The 23761-nt window shown below is 65.7% G+C and carries 17 protein-coding genes; 7 read left to right on the top strand and 10 right to left on the bottom strand.

Annotation, left to right across the window (positions count from 1 at the left end; all coding sequences use genetic code 11):
• Positions 1 to 154 precede the first annotated feature (154 nt).
• Entirely contained in the window at positions 155 to 886 is a 732-nt protein-coding gene (locus tag DM872_RS14615) for a class II aldolase and adducin N-terminal domain-containing protein (protein WP_179060173.1), read from the bottom strand.
• 195 nt (positions 887 to 1081) lie between these two features.
• Between DM872_RS14615 and DM872_RS14610 the strand changes: the two genes are divergently transcribed.
• Complete coding sequence (locus DM872_RS14610; protein WP_179060172.1) at positions 1082 to 2554, top strand: aldehyde dehydrogenase family protein; 1473 nt, start codon at positions 1082 to 1084, stop codon at positions 2552 to 2554.
• A gap of 4 nt (positions 2555 to 2558) precedes the next feature.
• On the opposite strand, the gene DM872_RS14605 is transcribed toward DM872_RS14610, so the two are convergent.
• The 4 genes from DM872_RS14605 to DM872_RS14590 form a co-directional block, all read right to left on the bottom strand.
• Complete coding sequence (locus tag DM872_RS14605; RefSeq protein ID WP_179060171.1) at positions 2559 to 3830, bottom strand: MFS transporter; 1272 nt, start codon at positions 3828 to 3830, stop codon at positions 2559 to 2561.
• Positions 3831 to 4056: 226 nt separating this feature from the next.
• The gene (ppnN, locus tag DM872_RS14600) at positions 4057 to 5454 is read right to left on the bottom strand and encodes a nucleotide 5'-monophosphate nucleosidase PpnN (RefSeq protein WP_179060170.1); all 1398 of its coding nucleotides are present in this window, start codon (positions 5452 to 5454) and stop codon (positions 4057 to 4059) included.
• A 254-nt stretch (positions 5455 to 5708) separates the two neighbouring features.
• Complete coding sequence (locus DM872_RS14595; protein WP_179060169.1) at positions 5709 to 6755, bottom strand: class I SAM-dependent methyltransferase; 1047 nt, start codon at positions 6753 to 6755, stop codon at positions 5709 to 5711.
• A gap of 219 nt (positions 6756 to 6974) precedes the next feature.
• Positions 6975 to 7496 carry a hypothetical protein gene (locus DM872_RS14590; RefSeq protein WP_179060168.1) on the bottom strand — a complete coding sequence of 174 codons (522 nt, stop codon included), beginning with the start codon at positions 7494 to 7496 and terminating at the stop codon, positions 6975 to 6977.
• Positions 7497 to 7704: 208 nt separating this feature from the next.
• Here DM872_RS14590 and DM872_RS14585 point away from each other — a divergent pair, with 208 nt between their 5' ends.
• A complete protein-coding gene (locus DM872_RS14585) occupies positions 7705 to 12114 on the top strand; it encodes a DEAD/DEAH box helicase (RefSeq protein ID WP_179060167.1) in 4410 nt (1469 codons plus the stop codon).
• Positions 12115 to 12393: 279 nt separating this feature from the next.
• Here the strand turns inward: DM872_RS14585 and DM872_RS14580 are convergent, their stop codons facing one another.
• Together DM872_RS14580 and DM872_RS14575 are read right to left on the bottom strand one after the other, a co-directional pair.
• A complete protein-coding gene (locus tag DM872_RS14580) occupies positions 12394 to 13152 on the bottom strand; it encodes a Mut7-C RNAse domain-containing protein (protein ID WP_179060166.1) in 759 nt (252 codons plus the stop codon).
• Between the two features lie 54 nt (positions 13153 to 13206).
• On the bottom strand, positions 13207 to 13860 hold the full coding sequence (locus DM872_RS14575) for a peroxiredoxin (protein ID WP_077523971.1): 654 nt from the start codon (positions 13858 to 13860) through the stop codon (positions 13207 to 13209).
• Positions 13861 to 14171: 311 nt separating this feature from the next.
• Between DM872_RS14575 and DM872_RS14570 the strand changes: the two genes are divergently transcribed.
• Positions 14172 to 14459 (top strand): GYD domain-containing protein, encoded by a 288-nt coding sequence (locus DM872_RS14570; RefSeq protein WP_077523970.1) that lies wholly within the window; start codon positions 14172 to 14174, stop codon positions 14457 to 14459.
• A 51-nt stretch (positions 14460 to 14510) separates the two neighbouring features.
• On the opposite strand, the gene DM872_RS14565 is transcribed toward DM872_RS14570, so the two are convergent.
• Positions 14511 to 15230, bottom strand: coding sequence for an EthD domain-containing protein (locus tag DM872_RS14565; RefSeq protein ID WP_179060165.1), 720 nt, complete (start codon positions 15228 to 15230; stop codon positions 14511 to 14513).
• A 267-nt stretch (positions 15231 to 15497) separates the two neighbouring features.
• On the opposite strand from DM872_RS14565, the gene fusA reads away from it, so the two are divergent.
• Entirely contained in the window at positions 15498 to 17600 is a 2103-nt protein-coding gene (gene fusA / locus DM872_RS14560) for an elongation factor G (protein ID WP_179060164.1), read from the top strand.
• 232 nt (positions 17601 to 17832) lie between these two features.
• Here fusA and DM872_RS14555 read toward each other — a convergent pair whose 3' ends face one another.
• A complete protein-coding gene (locus DM872_RS14555) occupies positions 17833 to 18960 on the bottom strand; it encodes an LLM class flavin-dependent oxidoreductase (protein WP_179060163.1) in 1128 nt (375 codons plus the stop codon).
• 318 nt (positions 18961 to 19278) lie between these two features.
• The gene (locus DM872_RS14550; protein ID WP_179060162.1) at positions 19279 to 20463 is read right to left on the bottom strand and encodes a flavin-dependent monooxygenase; all 1185 of its coding nucleotides are present in this window, start codon (positions 20461 to 20463) and stop codon (positions 19279 to 19281) included.
• Between the two features lie 337 nt (positions 20464 to 20800).
• Here DM872_RS14550 and DM872_RS14545 point away from each other — a divergent pair, with 337 nt between their 5' ends.
• The 3 genes from DM872_RS14545 to DM872_RS14535 are packed head-to-tail and all read left to right on the top strand — an operon-like array spanning position 20801 to position 23748.
• A complete protein-coding gene (locus tag DM872_RS14545) occupies positions 20801 to 21307 on the top strand; it encodes a flavin reductase family protein (protein ID WP_179060161.1) in 507 nt (168 codons plus the stop codon).
• Positions 21308 to 21316: 9 nt separating this feature from the next.
• The gene (locus tag DM872_RS14540) at positions 21317 to 22993 is read left to right on the top strand and encodes an FAD-binding protein (protein WP_179060160.1); all 1677 of its coding nucleotides are present in this window, start codon (positions 21317 to 21319) and stop codon (positions 22991 to 22993) included.
• Positions 22990 to 23748, top strand: coding sequence for a glucose 1-dehydrogenase (locus DM872_RS14535; protein ID WP_179060159.1), 759 nt, complete (start codon positions 22990 to 22992; stop codon positions 23746 to 23748). The genes DM872_RS14540 and DM872_RS14535 overlap by 4 nt, the downstream gene beginning before the upstream one ends.
• Positions 23749 to 23761 lie beyond the last annotated feature (13 nt).

The raw sequence follows: 23761 nt of genomic DNA, 5'->3' as shown, positions 1-23761 counted from the left end.
AGGGTTGGGGTGAGGGGCATGGAGTGGGCCAGCTCGATTTTCCTGCTCGATGTTTCCGTAGGTTGGGCAGAGCGAAGCGAAGCCCAACAATCCTGGGCACATTCCCCGTTGGGCTTCGCGGAGCTCAGCCACAACCTACGGCAAGACCGCTGGGCTACAACCGATACTCCACCTCTTCCCGATCGAGCATCCGCCTGAGCGCCGCAAAGTGCTTCTCGGCGAAGTCCGGATACTCCAGCCATTGCCGCGCCGTCTTGCGCGCCACCTCGTCGCTGGCGATGCGCAGCGGCCGGCCGGTGGCCAGTGCGGTGATGTAGGTCTCGCAGGCGCGTTCGAAGTAGTAGAGGTCGTCGAAGGCCTGGGCCACGCTGGTGGCGGCGACCATCACGCCGTGGTTGCCCATCAGCAGCACCGGCTTGCCATCCAGCAGGCGGCTGACCCGTTCCGCTTCATCACCCAGCCCCATGCCGTCGAAACCTTCGTCTATCGCCACCCGCTCGAAGAAGCGCATGCAGTTCTGCTCGATGGGCGGCAGCCGCGAGTCGGCCAGGCAGGCCAGGGCGGTGGCGTATTTCGAGTGGGTGTGCAGCACGCAGCGGGCCTGGGGCTGGTTGCGGTGCAGGGCGCCGTGCAGGGCCCAGGCGGTGATGTCCGGGGCGTCGGGGCGGTCGAGGGTGCTCGGGTCGTCGGCGTCCACCAGGATCAGGTCGCTGGCACGGATTTCCGAGAAGTGCTTGCCGTAGGGGTTGATCAGGAACTGCCGGCCATCGGCGGATACCGCCAGGCTGAAGTGATTGGCGATGGCCTCGTGCAGCCCCAGGCGGGCGGCCCAGCGAAAGGCGCAGGCGAGGTCGACCCGCGCCTGCCAGTGATCGAGTTTGTCCATGGGAACTCCATGCGGGGTGAGTTTCTGGCTTCGAGTCTAGGGAGCCGAAGTCGGGTGACTTGATGTGGAGCGACCTTCCTTGGCGCGTTCGTTCAACCGACGCAATGCGCCAGCGATTCGCCGCAATTCATCAACCGCACGCCAGTGGGCTGGCCGACAGTGACGCCACCTTCAATCCGAACCCAGGAGATGCCCATGGCGACCCACCAACTCTTCATCGACGGCCAGTGGCGTGACCCGGTCGAACCCCGGTTGCGGCCGGTGATCAACCCGGCCAATGAGGACGTGCTGGCGCAGGTGGCGGTCGCCGCTGCGGCGGATGCCGACCTGGCGATCGAAGCTGCGCGCCGCGCCTTCGACCAGGGTGAATGGCCCTGGCTGGGTGTCTGCGAGCGGGCCGCGATCCTGCGGCGCATCGCCGATGCCATTGAGGCCGATGGCGAACACCTGGCGCGGCTGGAAACACTCAACGCCGGCAAGACCCTCGGCGAGAGCCAGGGCGACGTGGCCAATGTGGTGGCGACCTTCCGCTTCTACGCCGCCTTACTGGAAGCCGAGGGCGGGACCGCCAACACTCACGCGCCGGCCCATGTCATCAGCCTCAACCAGCGCGAGCCGGTGGGCGTCTGCGCTCTGATTGCGCCCTGGAACTATCCGTTGCTGCAATTGGCCTGGAAGGTTGCCCCAGCACTCGCCGCTGGCAACACATTGGTGGTCAAACCCAGCAGCCTGACGCCGCTGACCGCCCTGCGCCTGTGCGAGCTGATCGAGCAAGTGGGTTTGCCGGCAGGGGTGTTCAACCTGCTCACCGGCCCAGGTGAGATTGGCGAGCGGCTGGCCGCCAGCCCGGATATCGACCTGGTGTCCCTGACGGGAGGCGCAACGGCCGGTGGCAAGGTGATGCGCGCGGCCAGCGGCAACTTCAAGCGGGTGGCGCTGGAGCTGGGAGGCAAGAACCCGAACATCGTCTTCGCCGATGCCGATTTCGAAGTGGCGCTGGATCAGGCGCTCAACGCCGTTTACTTCAATGCCGGCCAGGTCTGCTCGGCGGGCTCGCGGCTGCTGGTGGAAGCGGACATCCATGACGATTTCGTCCAGGCGCTGGCCGAACGGGTGCGGCGCATTCGCCTGGGCGCCGGGTTGGCTGACGGCACGCAGATGGGGCCGGTGATCTCTGCCAGCCAGCGCGATCAAGTTCTGCGCATGGTGAATGGTGCGCTGGAGGAAGGCGCCCAGCTGCTGGCCGGTGGACGGATTCCCCAGGGCGAGGGGTTCGAGCGGGGCTTCTGGCTGGAGCCCACGTTACTGGGCAACGTGCGTGCGGAGATGCGTATCGCTCGCGAAGAAATCTTCGGCCCGGTGATCACCGTCGAGCGCTTCGAGGGCGAAGCCGAAGCACTGCAACTGGCCAACGACACGCCCTTCGGCCTCGCCGCCGGTGTCTGGACCCGCGATCTCGCCAAGGCCCATCGCGTGGCTCGCCGGCTGCGGGCCGGTACGGTGTGGATCAACGACTACAACGCCGCCTTCCCCCAGGCACCCTGGGGCGGCTACAAGTCCAGCGGGATCGGTCGCGAGCTGTCGCGGGCCGGGCTGGAGGAGTTCAGTGAGTTCAAGCACCTCTACCTGAACACCAGCCCGGCTGCGCTGAATTGGTTCGGCGTGTGAAGCCTCATCCGGCCAGCGCTGCGCGTCGCCCGCGCTCCAGGCGCACGCTGGCCAGAAGCAGCAGCCCGACGACGAAATAGCTGCCGGTGATCAGCATGGCCAGGCGGTGATCGCCGCCAGAAATCCAGCTGGTCAAACCGTAGGTCATCGGGCCGAGGATGGCGGAGAGTTTCACTGCCTGCCCCCAGAGCCCGTAGAACTCCGCCAGCCGTGTGGGCGGGGCGAGCAGGCCGACGATGGCACGCCCCGCCGACTGGCTGGCCCCCATGCACAGGCCGGCGATATTGGCGGCGGCCCAGAACAGCGCCGGGCCGCTGGCCAGCCAGATCATGCCGACCATGGCCAGCCAGCCCAGCAAGGTCAGCGCCAGGGTGGGGCGATGGCCGATGCGATCCTGCAGCCAGCCGAACAGCACGGCTCCGATCGAAGCGGTGATGTTGACGACGAAGATCAGCAGCAGGGTGTCCTGGGTGGTGAACCCCATCACCTGGTTGGCGTAGATGGCGGCCAGGCTGATCACCGCAGCGATACCCGCCTGGTAGCAGACTGTGCAGGCCAGGAACCGAACCAGGTCGCGGTAGCGCCCGGCCTCGCGCATCGTTCGGGCAAAGCGTGTCCATGCGCCGCCCTCCGAGTTTGGTTGCGGTCGGCTGCGTTCCTTCAGGTAGAGGAAGGTCGGCGTGCTGGCGAGGGCGAAGAGCAGGGCGGTGATGATCACGCACACCGGCACGAACTGCGCCGCCGTCTGGCCCTGCCCCTGTGCCCAACTGACGTAACCGAGGCAGGCGCCCAGGCTGACCAGTCCGCCGATATAACCCAGTCCCCAGCCCCAGCCGGAAACCCGGCCCAGCGCATCATCGCGGGCGAGCTCCGGGAGGAAGGCGGCGATCAGGTTTTCCCCGGTACCGAAGCAGAAGTTCGACAGCACCACGAAGAGCACCGCCAGTGCCATGGCGCCCGGTCCGGCCAAGGCCAGTGCGGCAGTGAAGATCACGCAGCCGAGGGTGCTGAACAGCAGCAGGCGTTTCTTGCGTGCGGTGGCGTCGGCGTAGGCGCCAATCAGTGGCGCGGTAAGGATGACCAGGGCATAGGAAATGGCCAGCGTAGTGGTCCAGGCCAGGGTACCCCAGGGTTTGCCTTCGGCCACGACGGCGACGAAGTAGGCATTGAAAACGGCGGTGATGACCACCGTGGTGTAGCCGGAATTGGCGAAGTCGAACATCGCCCAAGCCCAGATTTCCCGGCGTGTCACACCGGTGGCGAGACTGGATCGCATGGCGCTTTTCCCCCTGTCGAGCGTCCCGGAGAGCCTAGCCCCGAGCGGGATATCTCGCGACCGTGGTGCCTCGTGTCACGTCCTGGGGCAAATGAAGGGGGCGGTCGTAGGGGCCCGGAATAGCCGCCGATGGTGGATGAAAAAAGCGCCATCCACCCTACAGGGTTGATCCTGTGGGAGCGATTTCAATCGCGAATGAATTCGCTCCCACAGTATTGGTTGAACCTCAGCCCGCCAACTCCGCCACGCGGCTTTGCACCACCCGGTAGCAGGGCACATAGGCCGCGCCGCCCGGCAGTTTCATGCGGTGCTGGCGGACGAAGGCGTTGAGCAGGTCGTCCAATGGCTGCATCACCGCGGGGTCGCCGTGGATTTCGTAGGGACCGTACTGCTCGATCAGGCGAATGCCCTTGTCCTTCACGTTGCCGGCGACGATGCCGGAGAAGGCCCGGCGCAGGTTGGCGGCCAGCTCGTGGGGCGGCAGGTCGCGGCGCAGTTCGAGGCTGGCCATGTTCTCGTGGGTGGGTTCGAACGGGTGCTGGAAGCGTTCATCGATCTTCAACAGCCAGTTGTAGTGGAAGGCGTCGTTGCGCTCGCGGCGGAACTGCTTGACCGCCTTCAGGCCGTGGGCCATCTCGATGGCGACCGCACAGGGGTCGTCGATGATGATCTTGTAGCGGCTCTGCGCGGCTTCGCCCAGCGTGGCGCCGACGAAGGCGTGCAATTGCTCCAGGTAGGCGGCGGCGCTCTTCGGCCCGGTGAGCACGAGAGGGAAGGGCAGGTCCTGGTTGTCCGGGTGCATCAGGATGCCCAGCAGGTAGAGGAATTCCTCGGCCGTACCGGCGCCGCCCGGGAAGATGATGATGCCGTGACCGACGCGAACGAAGGCTTCCAGGCGCTTCTCGATGTCCGGCAGGATCACCAGTTCGTTGACGATGGGATTGGGCGCCTCGGCGGCGATGATGCCGGGCTCGGTCAGGCCCAGGTAGCGACCTCCGTGGGTGCGCTGCTTGGCATGGCCGATGGTGGCGCCCTTCATCGGGCCCTTCATCACACCCGGACCGCAGCCGGTGCAGACGTCCAGGTGGCGCAGGCCCAGCTCGTGGCCGACCTTCTTGGTGTACTTGTATTCCTCGGTGCTGATGGAGTGGCCGCCCCAGCACACGACGATCTTCGGCTCCACGCCGGCGCGCAGGGTGCGGGCATTGCGCAGCAGATGGAACACGTAGTCGGTGATGCCTTCGGAACTGTCCAGGTCGAAGCGGCGACTCTTCAGTTCGTTCTCGGTGTGGACGATGTCGCGCAGGGCACTGAACAGCATCTCGCGGGTGCTGGTGATCATCTCGCCGTCGACGAAGGCGTCAGCCGGGGCATTGATCAGCTCCAGGCGCACGCCGCGGTCCTGCTGGTGGATGCGGACTTCGAAGTCCTTGTAGGCGTCGAGGATGGTCTTGGCGTTGTCGCTGTGGGCGCCGGTATTGAGGATGGCCAGGGCGCATTGGCGGAAGAGCTGGTACATGCGGCCGGAACCGGCTTCGCTGAGCTGCTGCACTTCCAACTGGGAGAGGGTGTCGAGGGCGCCCTTGGGGCTGACCTGGGCATTGATGACTTGTCTTCTGGGCATTCGGAATTTCCTTGCAACGATGCCGGAGGGCCGGTCGACCCGACGCGGCGGAATGCTGGGCGCCATGATCCTTGGCGCAGGTTGAGGCGGTGTTTCTTATCTGGGCACTGCGACGTTACGGATTTATTGCGGGACGGATTCGGCAGTCATGATTCAGCGTAATAGCGAGATTAGTGGCTGTCTGACAAGGACTTTCTTGGAGATGTTCCGGTTCACCGGGAGGTGGACGGCGGGGGCGCCGTCCACCGTTCCGTTCACTTGCGTGCTTCCAGGATGAGGTTGAAGGGCGTCTCCGTGGCTCGACGGAACTGGCTGAAACCGGCCTCTTCGAACACCTTGCGCAGGCGCGCCTCGCCGGCCTGGGCGCCAAGGCCGAGGCCCACTTCCTGGGACAGCGAGTTGGGCGTGCAGATGAAGGTGGAGGCCGAGTAGAACAGGCGGCCCACCGGGGTGGCGTTGTCGTCGAGCTGGTCGTTGGCGTAGGGCTCGACCAGCAGCACGGTGCCACCGGGTTTCAGCGTCTGCCAGGCGTGCTTGGCCGCACCCACCGGGTCGCCCATGTCGTGCAGGCAGTCGAAATAGCAGATCAGGTCGAAGCCGTCGCCCGGATAGTCCTTGGCGCTGGCCTGGGTGAAGGTGGCCCGATCCGCCACGCCCCCGTCCCGGGCCCGTTGGGTCGCGGTTTCGATGGAAGGGGCGTGGTAGTCGAAGCCGATGAAGCGCGAGGCGGGGAAGGCCTGTGCCAGGATCACGGTGGATGCACCGTGACCACAGCCGACGTCGGCCACCTTGGCACCGGCCTTGAGCTTGTCGACGACGCCATCCAGCGCAGGCAGCCATTCGTTCACGAGGTGCGCGCGGTAGCCGGGCCGGAAGAAACGCTCGGTGCCGCTGAACATGCAGGGATGGTGATCGCCCCAGGCCAGTCCGCCATCGCCGCGCATGGCTTTCACCACCTTGTCCTTGTCGTGGAAGAGGGCGGCGATGACGGAAGCACCGCCCGCCACGTATACCGGGGAGTCTTCCACTGCCAGGGCCAGGGCCTGTTCCTCGGGAAGGCGGAAGCGCCCGCTGTCGTGCTCCATGTAGCCGGAGGCGGCGTGGGCGCTCAGCCATTCACGCAGCAGACGGGCGTTGCAGCCGGTCCGCGTGGCTAGTTCTTCCGGGGTGACCGGCTGGCTGTCGGCCATGGCGCGATAGAGGCCGAGTTCGTCGCCGAGGATGATGTTGGCGAGCATCGCTGCGCCACCCATGTCGGTAACCAGCTTGCCCATGAAGTCGTTGAGTTTGGATTCGTCCATCGCCTGTCCTCCTCTGGCAAGTGGGCAACCATCTGGCCGGAGCGACAGCGAAAAGCGGCGACGGGAGCCGTAGGGGCGATGGAAGGAGCCGCGGCAGCCGGGTTGTAATGGCTGGAGAGGCTCCTTCCGTGTCCCGCAATCGCAGGACACTTTCAGTCTAGTGGCCAGCCAATGGTCCATTGCGGGCCGAGGGGGGGCAGCCGATAAGCGGCGTGCGTCTCAGACGTAGATGCTGACCCCGCCCTTGGCCTGCAGCCAGTCGCGGTAAGTGGTCAGGGACGTGGTCTGCTTGTCGCCGTCGTAGCCGATGAAACCGATGCCACTGTCCTTCTCGTCGAAGCCGGCATCGATCAGCTTCTGCACCTTGTCCTTCAGCTTCAGCGCATCGTCGCGGTCCAGTTCCGACACGTCGGGAAGCTGGATTCTGTCGGCGTTGGTGCCGGGCTGCGTGGTTTCCGTCGGCCGGGTACTGCCGGTCTGGGGGCCACTGATGGCGTTGCCGCCGCCGCTCATGGCGCGGAACAGGCCGCCACGGCTCTGGGCGATCAGGGCGTTGGCATAGCGCCGCAGGTCGCCGACCGGGTCTTGGGTGGGGGTCGACTTGTCTTCGCTCTTGCCGGCGCTAGTGCTGGTGCTGGTGCTGGTGCTGGTGGTAGCGGTGCCGGCCGTGTTGCTGGCATTGCTCCTGGAGGCGAGCCCCAGGTAGTTGGCCAAAGCCGAATTGCTGGAAATGGTGGTCATGGCAGTTCCTCTGCGCGATCTGACCGCCTGTTCAGCATTATTCGGGCCAGTTGGCTGAAAGGCCCATGTTTGCTGGGATTCGAAGGACGGGCGTGCCACTCCGGCGGCAGCTGCTTGCCGTCTGCGGGCAACGACCCGCCGCCGTGGCGGGGCGACCATCGGTCCGGCCTCCTTGAGTCGCTGCCGGGCGCCCACCATAGTGGGTTCCATGACTTCGACTCGCCGATCAGCACCGGCCGCGCTGGAGGATTTCCACCCCGCCGTCGCCGCCTGGTTCCGCGCCAGCTTCCCCGCTCCGACGCCAGCCCAGGCCCTCGCCTGGCCGGCCATCCGGGCTGGGGCGAGCACGCTGGTGGCTGCACCCACCGGGTCGGGCAAGACCCTCACCGCCTTTCTCTCGGCCATCGACGAACTGGTCCACGAGGGGCTGGAGCACGGCGGTCTGGCGGATCGCTGCACGGTGGTCTACGTCTCGCCGTTGAAGGCGTTGTCCAACGACATCCGCATCAACCTGGAAGAACCGCTGGCCGGCATCCGTGTCGAGCTGGCGCGCCAGGGCCTGGCGGATGTGGATATCCGCACCGCCGTGCGCACCGGCGATACGCCCCAGGCGGAGCGCGACGCCATGCGCAAGCGCCCGCCGCACATCCTGGTCACCACGCCGGAATCGCTCTACATCCTGCTCGGTTCGGAGTCCGGCCGCGCCATGCTGGCCGGGTGTCGCAGCCTGATCATCGACGAAATCCACGCCATCGCCGGCAGCAAGCGCGGCAGCCACCTGATGCTCAGCGCCGAGCGCCTGGAATCGTTGTGCGGACGCAGCTTGCAGCGCATCGGCCTGTCGGCCACGCAGAAACCCATCGAGCGCGTCGCGGCCTTTCTCATGGGCCAGGAGCGTGACGCCTGCACCCTGGTGGATGTGGGCTACAGCCGCGAGCGCGACCTCGCCATCGAAGTGCCTCCCGTGCCGCTGGAAGCGGTGCTGAGCAATGACGCCTGGGAGAAGGTCTACGACCGGCTGGCCGAGCTGGTGGCCGAACATCGCACCACCCTGGTGTTCGTCAACACCCGCCGGCTGGCAGAGCGCGCCACCCGCCACCTCTCCGAGCGCCTCGGCAATGCCGCGGTCGCCGCGCACCATGGAAGCCTGGCGCGGGACCTGCGCCTGGACGCCGAGCAGCGGCTCAAGCGCGGCGAGCTCAAGGTGCTGGTAGCCACCGCCTCGCTGGAACTGGGCATCGACATCGGCGACGTGGAGTTGGTCTGCCAACTCGGTTCGCCACGCAGCATCGCCGCCTTCCTGCAGCGGGTCGGCCGTTCCGGCCACAGCGTCGGCGGCACGCCCAAGGGGCGGCTGTTCCCGCAATCGCGGGACGACCTGATCGAATGCGCGGCGTTGCTGGATTGTGTGCGCCGTGACGAACTGGATGCCCTGGTGGTTCCCCAGGCGCCGCTGGATGTGCTAGCGCAGCAGATGGTGGCCGAGGTGGCCAGCCAGGAATGGGGCGAGGACGAGCTGTATCGGCTGATGACCCGGGCCATGCCTTTTGCGGACCTGGCCCGGGCGCAGTTCGACGCGCTGGTGAGGATGCTCTCCGAGGGCTACAACGGCCGCCAGGGCGTACGCGGCGCCTACCTGCACCGCGATGCGGTGAATCGCCGTCTGCGTGGCCGTCGTTCGGCGCGCCTGACCGCCATCACGTCTGGCGGCGCCATTCCCGAAACCGCCGATTACGCGGTGTTGCTGGAGCCCCAGGGGATGCCGGTGGGCAGCGTGCACGAGGACTTCGCCGTGGAGAGCCTGGCGGGTGATGTGTTCCAGCTGGGCAACCAGTCCTATCGCATCCTCCGGGTGGAGCCGGGCCGCGTGCGGGTGGAGGACGCGCAGGGGCAGCCGCCGAGCATTCCGTTCTGGCTGGGAGAGGCACCGGGGCGTACGGATGAGTTGTCGGCGGGGGTGGCGAGGTTGCGGGCCAGTGTCGAAGGTTGGCTGGCGGAGTCCGAGCATGCCGATGCCACCCTCACCCCCGGCCCCTCTCCCAGAGGGAGAGGGGAGTTGTCCGAGCGCGCTGAAGACATCGAGCGGGCGATCGAGGCATTGCGCGAAGAAGTCGGCCTCAGCGAGGCGGCGGCGCGGCAGATTGTCGAGTACCTGGCGCGGGCACGGGCTGCGTTGGGGGCGCTGCCGACTCACCAGCGGCTGGTGATGGAACGCTTCTTCGACGAATCCGGCGGCATGCAGCTGATCATCCATTCCCCCTTTGGCAGCCGGCTCAACCGGGCCTGGGGATTGGCGTTGCGCAAGCGCTTCTGCCGCAGTTTCAACTTCGAATTGCAGGCGGCGGCGACGGAAGATGCGCTGATCCTGTCGCTCGCCACCAGCCACAGCTTCCCGCTGGAGGACGTCTGGCGCTATCTGCATTCCAACAGTGCCGAACACATCCTGATCCAGGCCATTCTCGATGCACCGCTGTTCGGCGTGCGCTGGCGCTGGAACGCCTCCGCGGCACTGGCCCTGCCGCGCTACTCCGGCGGTCGCAAGGTCGCGCCGCAGATCCAGCGCATGCGCAGCGAGGACCTGCTGGCCAGCGTCTTTCCCGACCAGGCGGCCTGCCAGGAAAACCTGGTGGGCGAGCGCGAGATTCCCGACCACCCGCTGGTGGCCCAGACCCTCGATGACTGCCTGCACGAAGCCATGGATGCCGAGGGCTGGCTGGCCCTGCTGCGGCGCATGGAGCGTGGCGAGGTGCAACTGGTCGCCCGCGACCTGCCGGCGCCATCCGCCCTGGCGGCAGAAATCCTCGGGGCGCGGCCCTATGCCTACCTCGATGACGCGCCGCTGGAAGAGCGACGTACCCAGGCTGTGCAGCAGCGCCGCTGGAGCGATCCGGAGTCCGCCGACGATCTGGGGGCGCTGGATCTGGACGCCATCGCCGCGGTGGCCGAAGAGGCCTGGCCGCAGGTGCGAGATGCCGACGAGATGCACGAAGCGCTGCTCGCCCTGGCCTGTATCACCCACGCAGAGGCGCAGGCCAATGAAGGCTGGGCCGGCTGGCTGGTGCAGCTGGCAAAGGCCCGTCGGGCGAGTTGCCTGCAACTGGAAGGCAAGCCGGCAATGTGGGTGGCGGCCGAGCGTCTGGAGCAGTTCCACGCGATTTATCCCGATGCCGTGCTCAAACCGGCCATTGCCGCACCGGAAGGATTCACCTCTGCATGGGAAGCCGAGGCGGCGCTGGTGGAGGTCGTGCGCGCTCGCATGAGCGGCTTCGGTCCGCTGTCCCTGGCGAGGCTGGCCAGCGACCTGCGCCAGTCTCCTGCGACGCTCGGCTTTGCCCTGGCCAGCCTGGAGCGCGAAGGGCAGGTGCTGCGCGGTCGTTTCACGCCGGGCACGGTGGAAGAGGAATGGTGCGAGCGCCATCTGCTGGCGCGCATCCATCGCTACACGGTCAAGCGCCTGCGCCGCGAGATCGAGCCGGTGGAACGGTCCGATTTCATGCGGTTCCTGTTCGACTGGCAGCGCATCGCCCCGGCAACCCAGGTCCGTGGCGCCGAAGCCCTGGCGATGGTGCTGGGCCAACTGGAAGGTTTCGAGGCGGCTGCCGCTGCCTGGGAAAGCGAGATTCTTCCCAGCCGGGTGGCCGATTACGGCATCAACTGGCTGGACGACCTCTGCCGAGCCGGCCGGGTGGTCTGGTGTCGCCTGGGTGGACGCGGCAAGGCCGCTGGGCCGGTGCGCGGTACGCCCATCCTCTTGCTGCCGCGCAAGAACCTTGGGCTCTGGCGTGCCTGCCTGCGGGATGCGCCGACGCCCGAGCCGTCGCCGCGTGCCGAGCGGGTGCGCCAGGTGCTGGCTGGCGAGGGCGCGTTGTTCTTCGACGAATTGATGGACGAGGCCCATCTGCTGCGCAGTGAACTGGAGGATTGCCTCGGTGAACTGGTGGCCCTGGGCCTGGCCAATGCCGACAGCTTCGCCGGCCTGCGCTCACTGCTGCTGCCGGCGGCCCGACGCAGCCGGCACGACCGTCGTGCGCGCCTGGCCCTGGCCAACATGCAGGACGCCGGGCGCTGGGCACTGCTGCGCGGCAAGGCCGAAGAGGGCACTGGCAAGGTTCCGGCCGATGCCCTGGAACACGTGGCCCGCACCCTGTTGCGCCGCTATGGCGTGGTGGGCTGGCGCCTGCTGGAGCGCGAAGCCAACTGGCTGCCGCCCTGGCGCGACCTGCTGCGGGTCTATCACCGACTGGAAGCGCGCGGCGAGATTCGGGGTGGACGCTTCGTGGCAGGCGTCTCCGGTGAACAGTTCGCCCTGCCGGAAGCCGTGGGACTGCTGCGCGAAGTGCGCAAGCGTCCGCTTGCTGGACAACTGACCAGCCTCTCGGCCTGCGATCCACTGAACCTGCTGGGGACCTTGCTCAACGGCACCAAGGTGCCGGCGGTGGCGGGCAATCGCCTGCTGTTCCGCGATGGCGTGCCGGTGGCAACGCTGGTGGCGGGCAAGGTGAACCTGCTGCAGGACGCCGATCCGGCCACCGCCAACGAATGGCGCGCGGCGCTGATCCGCCAGCCGGCGGCGACGCCGGTTGGGCAGCAGTCGCGACGGGCGCGGATGCCGTTGTAGGGGAAAAGTGGTGGCGAGGCACTTACCTTGTGGGGGCGAATTCATTCGCTAAGCAGACTGAAAGTCTGCCCTGCAAGGCCACAGGGGGCACTTCGTGCCCCTTCGCGAATAAATTCGCCCCCACAGGAAAAGCGGACCCATCGTTGGCATCAGTCCTAACCGCTTGTAATAGCTCAGAAATTGACCCAACCCAAGCAGCCCCCCGCCAGACCTGGCGCCTGGCCATCTCCCGACAGCTTATCCACAGCTTCATCCACCGTTTTTGTGGGTATGCGCCGATCAGTCTTCGCCGGACTTATCCACAGCCAACAAGGGGGCGAGCAGGGTGCACATGCTGCGCCAATGGGAGCCTTCCCAATACAGCCGGTCGCAGGCCGCACAGCTGAGGAAGCGCGAATAGAGAGCGCCGACCTTGGGCGGGACTCGGGGGCGGGCGAGTTCCGGGGCGATCTCGTGGAGCGGATGGTTGCAGTGCAGGCAGAGGCTGAAGGGATTGGCGCTGCGGGCCAGGTCCAGCCGTTCGAACAGCTCGCGCAGTTGCAGCGAGGGTTTCAGCGCATGCACGTAGCAGCCGTGGGTGATGATGCGGCGCTTGAGCAGCTCGCGGTCTCGGGTGAGCACGATGCGCCCTTCATGGGCGGAAATCTCGGCGATCTGCCCATCCTCGAAGCCGTTGTCGTAGAGGGTGTCGAAACCGCACATGCGCAACAGGCTGGCGAGGCCGCCCAGGTGGGCGTCGGCTACGAAGCGCAGCACCCGCAGCGGGTGTGCGCGGACCTTGAGCAGGGGGCTGATGTCCAGCGTTTCGAACTTGGGATAGACCGCCACCCGGTCGCCATCGAGTATCACTCGCTCGAAACCGACCGACTCGCCATTGAGCAGCACCAGTTCGACTTCGGTGTGCGGCACGCCCAGTGCCTCGATCATGTGCTTGACCGTGGCCGCCCGGGCGCAGGCACAGGTGAAGGCCTGCCGGCGCCGCTCGGTGGGCAGGAAGTCATTGAGCTCTTCGTAGAATCGGAACGTTGCCCTGACCATGCAGGACAGTATGGCAGCCCGTGGCGCGCCCTCCGTGGGAGGGCGCGCGACCGGTCATTTCGGTTGGGCGACGACCCGCAGGTACGGCTTCAGGGTCTTGTAGCCGTCCGGGTACTTCTTCTTCGCGTCTTCGTCGGAGACCGAGGTGGGGATGATCACGTCCTCACCGGGGCGCCAGTTCACCGGCGTCGCCACCGTGTGCTTGGCGTTGAGCTGCAGCGAATCCAGCAGGCGTAGCACTTCGTCGAAGTTGCGGCCGGCGCTCATGGGGTAGACCAGCATGGCCTTGACCTTCTTGTCCGGGCCGATGAGGAACACCGAACGCACCGTGGCGTTATCCACTGCGGTGCGGGGGCCGGCGCTGGCATTGGGGTGGATCATGTCGTAGAGCTTGGCCACCACCAGGTTCTCGTCGCCGATCATCGGGTAGTTGACCGCGTGGCCCTGGGTTTCCTCGATGTCACCGACCCACTTGCGGTGATCGCTGACCGGGTCCACGGACAGGCCGATGACCTTGGTATTGCGCTTGTCGAATTCGGGCTTGAGCTTGGCCATGTAGCCCAGCTCGGTGGTGCAGACCGGCGTGAAGTCCTTCGGGTGGGAGAACAGGATGGCCCACTGGTCACCGATCCACTGGTGGAAATTGATGGTGCCTTCGGTGCTGTCCACGGTGAAGTCGGGTGCTTCGTCACCAATGCGGATTGCCATGTACGTCCTCCTTTGTCTGGCTGTTTAGGCCCGCCAGTGCCTGGCGGCTATCGCGGCAGGCCCTCGAGCCTTCCGGGCCTGAAAGTATAGGTCGGCCTCCCGCGCCTGCCCGGCGGACAGTGGATCAGTGGTCATGCGCGCCGTTCCGGGAGTGCTATTCCTACCTTGTGGAGGTCGTCGGAAGCTCGCTGTCGACAGGGCCCGTGGCGCGTTGCGCCGGATGGGCATGCATGGCGGGAAGAGTGGCGGCCTTCTTCCAGTGCAGTGACTTCCGCAATCCCGACCGTCGCCCTCCAATCAGGAGCGCGCGCATGGCTACGTTCATCACGCTGGCGAGCTTCACCGACCAGGGCATTCGCAGCGTCAAGGATTCCCCGGATCGCTTCGTCGCCTTCAAAGGGTTGGCCGAGCAGCTTGGCCTTTCGGTCAAGACCGTCTACTGGACGGTAGGCAGTTACGACCTGGTGCTGATAGTCGAGGGGGATGAGGAAGCGGCAACCACCTTGCTGCTCAAGACGGGCCAGTTGGGCAATGTCAGGACGCAGACATTGCGAGGTTATTCGGAGCAGGAGTTCCGGCGTCTGCTCGGCGGCCTGTAAAGCGTCCAGACCTTGAACGGGGAGCAGCACCGGCGGCCGCTCCCCTTGGGCTCAAAGCGCGGCCGCTGCCTTGAGCAGGTACTGGCTGGTGGGCAGCACGTCGAGCTTGTCGAAGTCGATGAAGCGATTGCAGCTGTCCATCATCGCCGTCAGGTTCTTCTGGAATTTCGCTTCATCGCCCACCGCATCGAAGAACGCCATGGGATCGGTCATGGCGGCTGGCGGGAAGGCTTCCTCGACTATGGCGTCCACCGGCGCGGCGCCGTGGGTGAGGGCGCGCACCACCAGGTTCTGCACGTAGAGGAAATTGTCCTGGGTGTCGATGGCCACGCGGGTGTGGTGGTTGCGCCAGACATCTAGCCAGGCATCGCGCGTCAGGCGCGGCGGGCAGCTGAGAAAGGCGATCTGCGAGAAACCGTGGGTACGCTGGCCGGGATGGGCGGGGTAGCGGGTATTGCGAATCACCACCGATTCGCTCACCAGGTAGGCCGCCAGCCGGCTGGATACGGCCTTCAGGACGTCATCGAAGGGGCGGCGGACGTCGGTGTTGGCGCTGTCGGCCCAGAGCGACAGGGTGGCGTCCGGCAGCGGCCGGTTGTTTTCCTGGCGCAGCCCGGCGGCAGGGGCGACATCGGCATCTGCCAGGTTCACCTGCAGGCCTCGCGCCCCAAGGGTGAACAGCTGTTCGGCGACCACGCCGCGCAGTTGCTGGGAGAAGTTTTCGACGCTGTCCTGCGGGGCGCGCCACAGGGTGTAGATGATTTTTTCCACGGCAAGGTCCTTGTTTTTATGGAGGCGCCCAGACCATGCGGCCTGGCGCGCGGCGCGGCATCGTCCACCCGGACTAGCGGATGAGTGGCCGGTGGCGTGGTCGAGGCGGTGCTAGCGTTAGGGGAGGGGACGTGCGGCCTTGGGGACTGCCATTCCCGTGCAGCAGGCCATTCGCCCACAACCCTTGTACTCGAACCCGGTGCCGTTGGCACCGCCGGAGTGCGTGCGGCCCTGCCATAACCCATAACCCGCACGGAGGTGATCGCCATGGCCCGTACAACCCCCATCAGCCACTACCGCAACATCGGCATAGTGGCCCACGTGGATGCCGGCAAGACCACCACCACCGAACGGGTTCTCTACTACACCGGGGTCAACCACAAGATGGGCGAGGTGCATGACGGCGCCGCGACCATGGACTGGATGGTCCAGGAGCAGGAGCGTGGCATCACCATCACCTCGGCGGCCACCACGGCGTTCTGGAGCGGTTCGCGCAAGCAGCTCGACAAGTTCCGCATCAACATCATCGACACCCCCGGCCACGTCGACTTCACCATCGAGGTGGAGCGCTCCCTGCGCGTGCTGGATGGCGCGGTGGTGGTGTTCAGCGGCGCCGATGGCGTGGAGCCGCAGTCCGAGACCGTCTGGCGCCAGGCCGACAAATACCACGTGCCGCGCATTGCCTACGTGAACAAGATGGACCGCGCCGGCGCCGACTTCCTGCGGGTGGTGGAGCAGATCAAGAAGCGCCTCGGTCACACGCCGGTGCCGATTCAGTTGCCCATCGGCCAGGAAGAGAACTTCAACGGCCAGATCGATCTGATCCGCATGAAAGCCATCTACTGGAACGACGCCGACCAGGGCGCCAGCTTCCGCGAAGAGGAGATTCCCGCCGAACTGCGGGAGGAGGCTGATCACTGGCACAACGTGATGCTGGAAGCTGCGGCCGAGGCCAATGAGGAGCTGATGACCAAGTACCTCGACGGCGGCAATCTCTCCGAGGAGGAAATCAAGACCGGCCTGCGCATTCGCACCCTGTCCTGCGATGTGGTGCCGGCCGTGTGCGGCTCGTCGTTCAAGAACAAGGGTGTGCCCCTGGTGCTGGATGCCGTGGTCGAGTTGCTGCCGGCGCCCACTGAAATTCCCTCGATTCGCGGCACCCATCCGGACCACCCGGAGAAGGAAGACGAACGTCACGCCGACGACACCGAACCCTTCTCGTCCCTGGCCTTCAAGATTGCTACCGATCCCTTCGTCGGCACCCTGACCTTCGTTCGCGTCTATTCCGGCGTGCTGAGCTCGGGGGATGCCGTGCTCAACTCGGTGAAGGGCAAGAAGGAGCGCGTCGGCCGCATGGTGCAGATGCACGCCAACCACCGCGCGGAGATCAAGGAAGTGCGCGCTGGGGATATCGCTGCGCTGATCGGCATGAAGGACGTCACCACCGGCGACACCCTCTGCGACCTGAACAAACCGATCATTCTGGAACGCATGGACTTCCCTGAGCCGGTGATTTCCATCGCCGTGGAACCCAAGACCAAGGCCGACCAGGAAAAGATGGGCATCGCCCTTGGCAGGCTTGCCCAGGAAGACCCGTCATTCCGGGTCAAGACAGACGAGGAAACCGGACAGACCATCATCTCCGGCATGGGCGAATTGCACCTGGACATCATCGTCGACCGCATGAAGCGCGAGTTCAATGTCGAGGCCAATACCGGCAAGCCCCAGGTGGCCTACCGCGAGACGATCCGCAAGACCTGCGAGATCGAAGGCAAGTTCGTTCGCCAGTCCGGTGGCCGCGGCCAGTACGGCCACTGCTGGATTCGCTTTGCCCCGGCGGACGAAGGGCAGGAGGGGTTGGTGTTCATCAACGAAGTGGTGGGTGGCGTCGTGCCCCGCGAATTCGTCCCGGCCATCCAGAAAGGCATTGAGGAACAGATGAAGAACGGCGTGCTCGCCGGCTATCCGCTGATCGGCCTGAAAGCCGCCGTGTTCGACGGTTCCTACCACGACGTGGACTCCAGCGAGATGGCGTTCAAGATCGCCGCCTCCATGGCCACCAAGCAGCTCTCGCAGAAGGGCGGCGCGGTCCTGCTGGAGCCGGTGATGAAGCTGGAAGTGGTGACACCTGAGGATTACATGGGCGACATCATGGGCGACCTCAACCGCCGCCGTGGCCTGATCCATGGAATGGACGATGGCGTGTCCGGCAAGATCATCCGCGCCGAAGTACCCCTGGGTGAAATGTTCGGCTACGCCACCGACGTGCGTTCCATGTCCCAGGGCCGCGCCAGCTTCTCCATGGAATTCGCCCGCTACGCCGAGGTACCGGCGAGCATTGCCGAAGCGATTGTGAAGAAATCCGGTTGAGTTTTGCAGGGGCTGGAGCTTGTGTAGGTTGTGGCGGGCGGCGTTCCGCTTGAGCAAAGCGAAGCCCAACAATCGAGAACGCGATGTTGGGCCTCGTTCCTCGGACCAACCTACGGCAGATCTTCGATCTGCAGCGAATGAATTCGCCCCCACAAGAAGAGCTCCAACCTTGCCATCCAAAAAGAAAACGGGCCCGAAGGCCCGTTTTTCATTCCTCACTCCGCTGCTCAGGTCAGTCCTTCTGTTTGCGGAAGTAGGGAATCACGTGCTCGCCGATGTTCTTCAGCGTCTCGAGCTGCGCCCACTGGGGCACGGTGCCCATCTGGCAGATGAAGAGGATTTCGTCGGCGCCGGCGTCGATCAGGCGTTGCACGTAGCCGATGCAGTCCTGCACGGTGCCGTAGGCATGGTTGGGGTTCATCATCGCCATGGTCGGGTCGGAGAAGTCCACTTTGACCTCCTCGGAAGCGAAGCGCGACTTGATCACCGCCTGGCCGTTGCCGTCGACGAAGGTGTCGTCCTTCCACTTCTCCGGGTCCGGGCGCTCGCCGCCGGCGTACCAATACGCCAGGGATTCCATGAAGTAGCGCTGGCCACGGATACCGATGTGGCGAGCCTTCTCGTTGTCTTCCAAGACGATGGCCGGGCACAGCGCGGCGATATGACGATTCGGGCGGAAGCCCACCTGGTTCTTCTCGTCACGGTTGTCCCAGGCCTCGTGGTACACGGCCACTTTCTTGGCGATTTCCTCAGGGCCACCGAAGCCCAGCACCAGGGCGCCCATGCCACGGCCGCCGGCGTTCTTCAGCGATTCGGTGTTGGTGCAGGCCAGGTACATCGGCGGGTGCGGGTCCTGGTAGGGCTTGGGATGGATCGGGCGTTTCGGAATCTTCACGAAATCGCCGTTATGTTCGATCTCGTCCTGCACGAACATTTTCGGGATCAGGTACATGGCTTCGTCGATCTGCGGCTGCAGGGTCGCCAGGTCGTAGCCGAAGGTGCCGGCCTCCTGCTGGGTGCCGCCCTTGCCCACACCGAAGTGCACGCGGCCCTTGGACAGCAGGTCGAGGGTGGCGATGCGCTCGGCCACCTTCACCGGGTGGTTCATGGCCGGTGGCAGGCAGACCACGCCGTGACCGATGCCGATGCGCTCGGTCTTGCCGGCGACGAAGGCCAGCATGGTTTCCGGCGCCGACATGTGGGAGTAGTTGGTCAGCGCGGTGTGTTCCACGCACCAGAAAGTGTCGAAACCGAGCTTGTCGGCGAGTACGGCCTGCTCGACGGTTTCGTCGAAAATGCGACGGTCGCCTTCGCGGCTGGAGTCGATCGTCTGTGCCTCGTAGATCAGGGAGAATTTCATGCGCTTGGCCCTTCTTGTTCTTCGATCGGTCAACCCGGAGAAGTCGGGTCTTGAGCGCATGGTGTGGGATCGAAAACGGCGCTGAATCCCCCAAAGGGACTAGTCATCTTGATGCCCCGCACAGCACGACGCCCGCGCGGGGCGGGCGTCGTGGCGAGGCGGGTTCGCCAGCAAGCTGGCTCCTACGTAGGAGCGAGCTTGCTCGCGAATCGCGATCTCAGGACCGTAGGATGTGGTGGGGCGGATACCCATCACCGCGGATTGATGGGTATCGCAAGCCCCACCCATCCTACAGAAGCTGGCTCTTACGCAAAGGGATCAGAGGAAGAAGTCGGTGCTGTCCAGACCCATCCCCACGCCGCCCAGGTTGAGGGCGTACTTGCCCGGGCAGTTGGCCACGTGGGCGCGGCCGGTGTGGATATCGCGGAAGGCGCGGTTGATGCCGTGCTTGCGGAAAATGGTGGAGGCGCCGCTGTTGTACATCAGCGCTTCCACCGCCTGGGCGCACTTGTCGGGGACGATGGCGGAGTCGTAGCGCATCTTCACCCGCTCGGCCATGGTCAACGCTTCGCCTGCCTTGGCGCGCTGCATCATCAGGTCGAAGTTACGCAGCAACACCGTGCGGCATTCATCCACCGTGACCATGGCGTTGGCCAGCGCGGTCTGGGCGCCGGGGTCCTGGATGATCTTGCGGCCATCGTTCACGCCGACGCGGCTCTTGTTGGCCTCGACGAACAGGTCAATGGCGCCCTGCAATGCCCCGATGGTGGAGGAGGAAACCGCCCGCACGAAGATCTGCCCGAAGGGCAGGCGGAACAGCGGAGCCGTGTTCACCGCATTGCCCGGGCTGTTCTGCAGGAAGCCGTCGATGGAGCGATGGGTGCGGTGCTCGGGCACGAACACGTCCTCCACCAGCACGTCGTGGGAGCCGGTGGCTTCCAGGCCCATCACGTCCCAGTTGTCGACGATGCTGTAGTCGCTGCGTGGCACCAGGAAGGTGCGGTAATCCGGGCCATCGCCTTCATTCGCCGGCGGCACCATGGCGCCGAGGAACGCCCACTGGCAGTGCTTGCTGCCCGAGGAGAAGCCCCAGCGGCCGCTGAGGCGGAAGCCGCCGTCGACGCGGGTGACCTTGCCCACCGGCATGTAGGAGGAGGAGATCAGCACGCTCGAATCCTGGCCCCAGACATCCTGCGCCGCGCGGTCGTCGAACAGCGCCAGCTGCCAGTTGTGGATGGCCACTACGCCCAGCACCCAGGCGGACGACATGCAGCCCTCGGCGAGGGTCATCTGCACTTCGAAGAAATCACGCGGCTCCAGTTCGTAGCCTTCCCAGCGCGCAGGCTGGAGGATGCGGAAAAAGCCCGCTTCGTGGAAATCGCGGATGGTTTCCTCGGGCAACTGGCCGTTCTTTGCAGCCAGCGGCGCGCGTTCGCGCAGCACCGGCACCAGTTCTTTGGCACGTTGTTTCAGGCGTTGGCGGATCAGGTCGTGGTCGAGCATGTTGTTGTTCTCCTGTTGAAGGCTTTTCCACCTATCGCCGGGCATTCAAACAACGGGCAAGCGGGGCGGCATCCTTCAAACGGACCATATGCACGAGCGCGGATTTGTCGGCTGGCAGGATCAGCTCTTTTGTGGGGGCGAATTCATTCGCTATGCAGGCCGAAGGTCTGCCCTTCGGCCCAACAGGTGGCAGCTGCGCTGCCCTTGGCGAATGAATTCGCCCCCACAGGTAAAGAGCCCCACGTACCGGCGTTCTGACTAGTCCCCTCGGACGATGTTGCCCGCCCGGCCCTGGCGAAAAATCGGCAGCACTCCAGAACAACAAGAGGGCAGTGCGATGAGCCAGGCCGATCTGAAAGGCGAGATGCTCCAGGCGATGCGTCGTCTGGCCAAGTCCGTGACCATCATCACCACCAGCAATGGCCAGGAGCGGTTCGCCATGTCCGCCACTGCGGTGGATTCGCTTTCCACCGAGCCGCCGTCGCTGCTCATCTGCGTGAACAAGACCGCATCGCTGCATGCCGTGCTGGATGCCGGTGCGGACTTCTGCGTGAACATCCTCGGGTTGGAGCAGGAAGGGCTTTCCCACCTGTGCAGTGGCCCGGTGAAGGGTGAAGCGCGCTTCCAGCAGGGCGACTGGCGCAGTAGCGAGGGCGGCATTCCCTACCTGGGCGATGCCCAGTCCGCCATCCTATGCCAGCAGGACGGCACGTTCAGCTACGGCACCCACACCATCTTCATCGGGCGCATTGTGGAGATCCACAACAGCGCCGAGATCAGTCCGCTGGTCTACCTCAACGGCGCGTACACCACGACCGCGCCGTCCCTGGCCGCTGCCAGCTGAGGGCGTGCCATGACGGCCATGGAGCAGACCCCCGAAGCGCCGCTGCGCGTACGTGATGCCGCGCAGGTGGCCTGGGACGACAGCGCCGACCTGCTGGTGGTCGGCTTCGGTGGCGCCGGTGTGTGTGCTGCCATCGAGGCCGCAAGCCAGGGCGTTTCGGTACTGGCCCTGGATCGCTTCCAGGGCGGCGGTGCCACGGCGCGCAGCGGCGGCGTGGTCTACGCCGGCGGCGGTACGTCGCAGCAGGCCGACGCGGGTGTGGAAGACTCAGTCGAGGCCATGTACGACTACCTGCGCCAGGAAGTGGACGAGGCGGTTTCCGCCGAGACGCTGCGTGGCTTCTGTCAGGACAGCCGCGCCAATCTGGTCTGGCTGGAGCAGCAGGGCGCGGCCTTCCAGGGCAGCGTGCCGCCGCTGAAGACCTCCTACCCCAGCGACCAGTACTACCTCTACTACTCGGGCAACGAAGCGGTACCGAGCTACGCCGCCCAGGCGCGCCCGGCCCCCCGTGGCCACCGCGCGCTGGGTTCCGGTATGTCCGGGATCGCCTTGTTCCGTCCTTTGGCCGCCACCGCCTTGCGCAAGGGCGTGCGCCTGCGTCGCCAGTGCGAGGTACGGCGCCTGGTGCTCGATAATGCCGGCACCGTGCTCGGTGTCGAAGCCTGGGAACTGCCGGCCGGCAGCCGTGCCGCGAAGCGCCACGCGCGGCTGAGCCGTTGGACCGACGCCATTCACCCCTATGCTCCGGCCCTTGCCGATGGCTGGCGCCGCAAGCTGCGTGCGCTGGAACTGGCCCACGGGCAACGCCGGCTGATCCGCGCCATGCACGGGGTGCTGCTCAGCTCAGGTGGATTCGTTTTCAACCGAGCCATGCTGACCGTGCATGCGCCGCGCTATCTCGACGGTTTGCCGCTGGGCACCAGTGGTTGCGATGGCAGCGGCATCCGCCTCGGCCAGAGTGCCGGCGGCCGCACCGCACGCATGGAGCGGGCGAGCGCCTGGCGCTTCATCAATCCGCCACTGGCCTGGGCCCGTGGCCTGATCGTTAACGCCGAAGGCCGTCGCTACTGCAACGAAGAGGTCTACGGCGCCAAGCTCGGCCACGCCATGGTGGAAGAGCAGGGCGGCCGCGCCATCCTCATCCTCAATCGCGCGCTGATGAAGGAAGCCTTCGCCCAGGTGGGACCGGGCAAGGTCTGGTCCTTCCAGCGCCTGCCGGCCGTGCTCAACATGCTGTTCAACGCCCGCCGTGGCCGCAGCCTTGCCGAACTGGCGGAGCGTACCGGTTTGCCGCAGGCGAACCTCGAACGCACGGTTGCCGCCTATAACGCCGCAGCGCGGGGAGACCGCGACGACGAACTGGGCAAATCGAAAGCGTTCCTCGCACCCCTGGACGAGGGCCCCTGGTACGCCCTGGACCTATCGTTCGACAGCAAGCTCTTCCCCTGCCCGGTGATCACCCTCGGCGGCCTGACCGTGTGCGAGCGCAGCGGCCAGGTGCTGGGGGAAGACGGCCAGCCCGTCCCCGGCCTGTTCAGCGCCGGCCGCAATGCGGTGGGCGTGGCCTCCAATTTCTATGTGTCCGGCCTGTCCCTGGCCGACTGCGTCCATTCCGGACGTCGGGTCGGTGCCCATGTGGCGGGCCTGGTTCGTGCCGCTCTGGCTTCCCAAGGAGAACAACAATGAAACGAGTCGAAGGCAAGGTTTGTATCGTCACTGGCGCCGCCAGCGGGGTAGGGCGCGAAGACGCGCTGCTGCTGGCCAGCGAAGGGGCGAAGGTGGTGCTCACCGACCTCAATGAAGAAGCCGGCCGCCAGGTGGCTGCCGAGATCGGCGCCAATGCGATCTTCGTTCGCCAGGACATCGCCAGCGAGGCCGATTGGCAGAACGTCATCAAGCTCACCCTGGAGAAATTCGGCCGTCTCGACGTGCTGGTGAACAACGCCGCCATCCTGGCCATGGCCAGTATCGAGGACACCAGCCTGGAGCTGTGGCAGAAGGTCCAGCGCATCAACAGCGACGGTTACTTCCTCGGCTGCAAGTACGCCATTTCGGCGATGAAGGACAGCGGCGGCGGTTCCATCGTCAACATGTCTTCGGTGGCGGCCCTGGGCGGCATGCCGGCCTTCTGCGCCTACTCCGCCTCCAAGGGCGCAGTGGCCGCGCTGACCCGCTCGGTGGCGCTGCACTGCAAGGAGCAGGGCTACCGCATCCGTTGCAACAGCGTGCACCCGGACGGCATCAACACCCCGATGACCCAGGCCCTGACCGGTGGCCAGGCGATTCCCCAGGAAGTGCTGGACCAGAACCCGAAGAACCGCATGTGCGCCCCGCGCGACATCGCCAACCTGGTGCTCTTCCTCGCCTCCGATGAATCGCGCTTCATCAACGGCAGCGAGATGCGCATCGACAACGCGCAGACCGTCAGCGGCCTGCTTTGATTCGGAGATTGTG

The organism is Pseudomonas taiwanensis (genome assembly GCF_013393345.1).
Classification (GTDB): Bacteria; Pseudomonadota; Gammaproteobacteria; order Pseudomonadales; family Pseudomonadaceae; genus Metapseudomonas; species Metapseudomonas resinovorans_C.
This window is presented reverse-complemented; position numbering and strand designations above follow the sequence as displayed.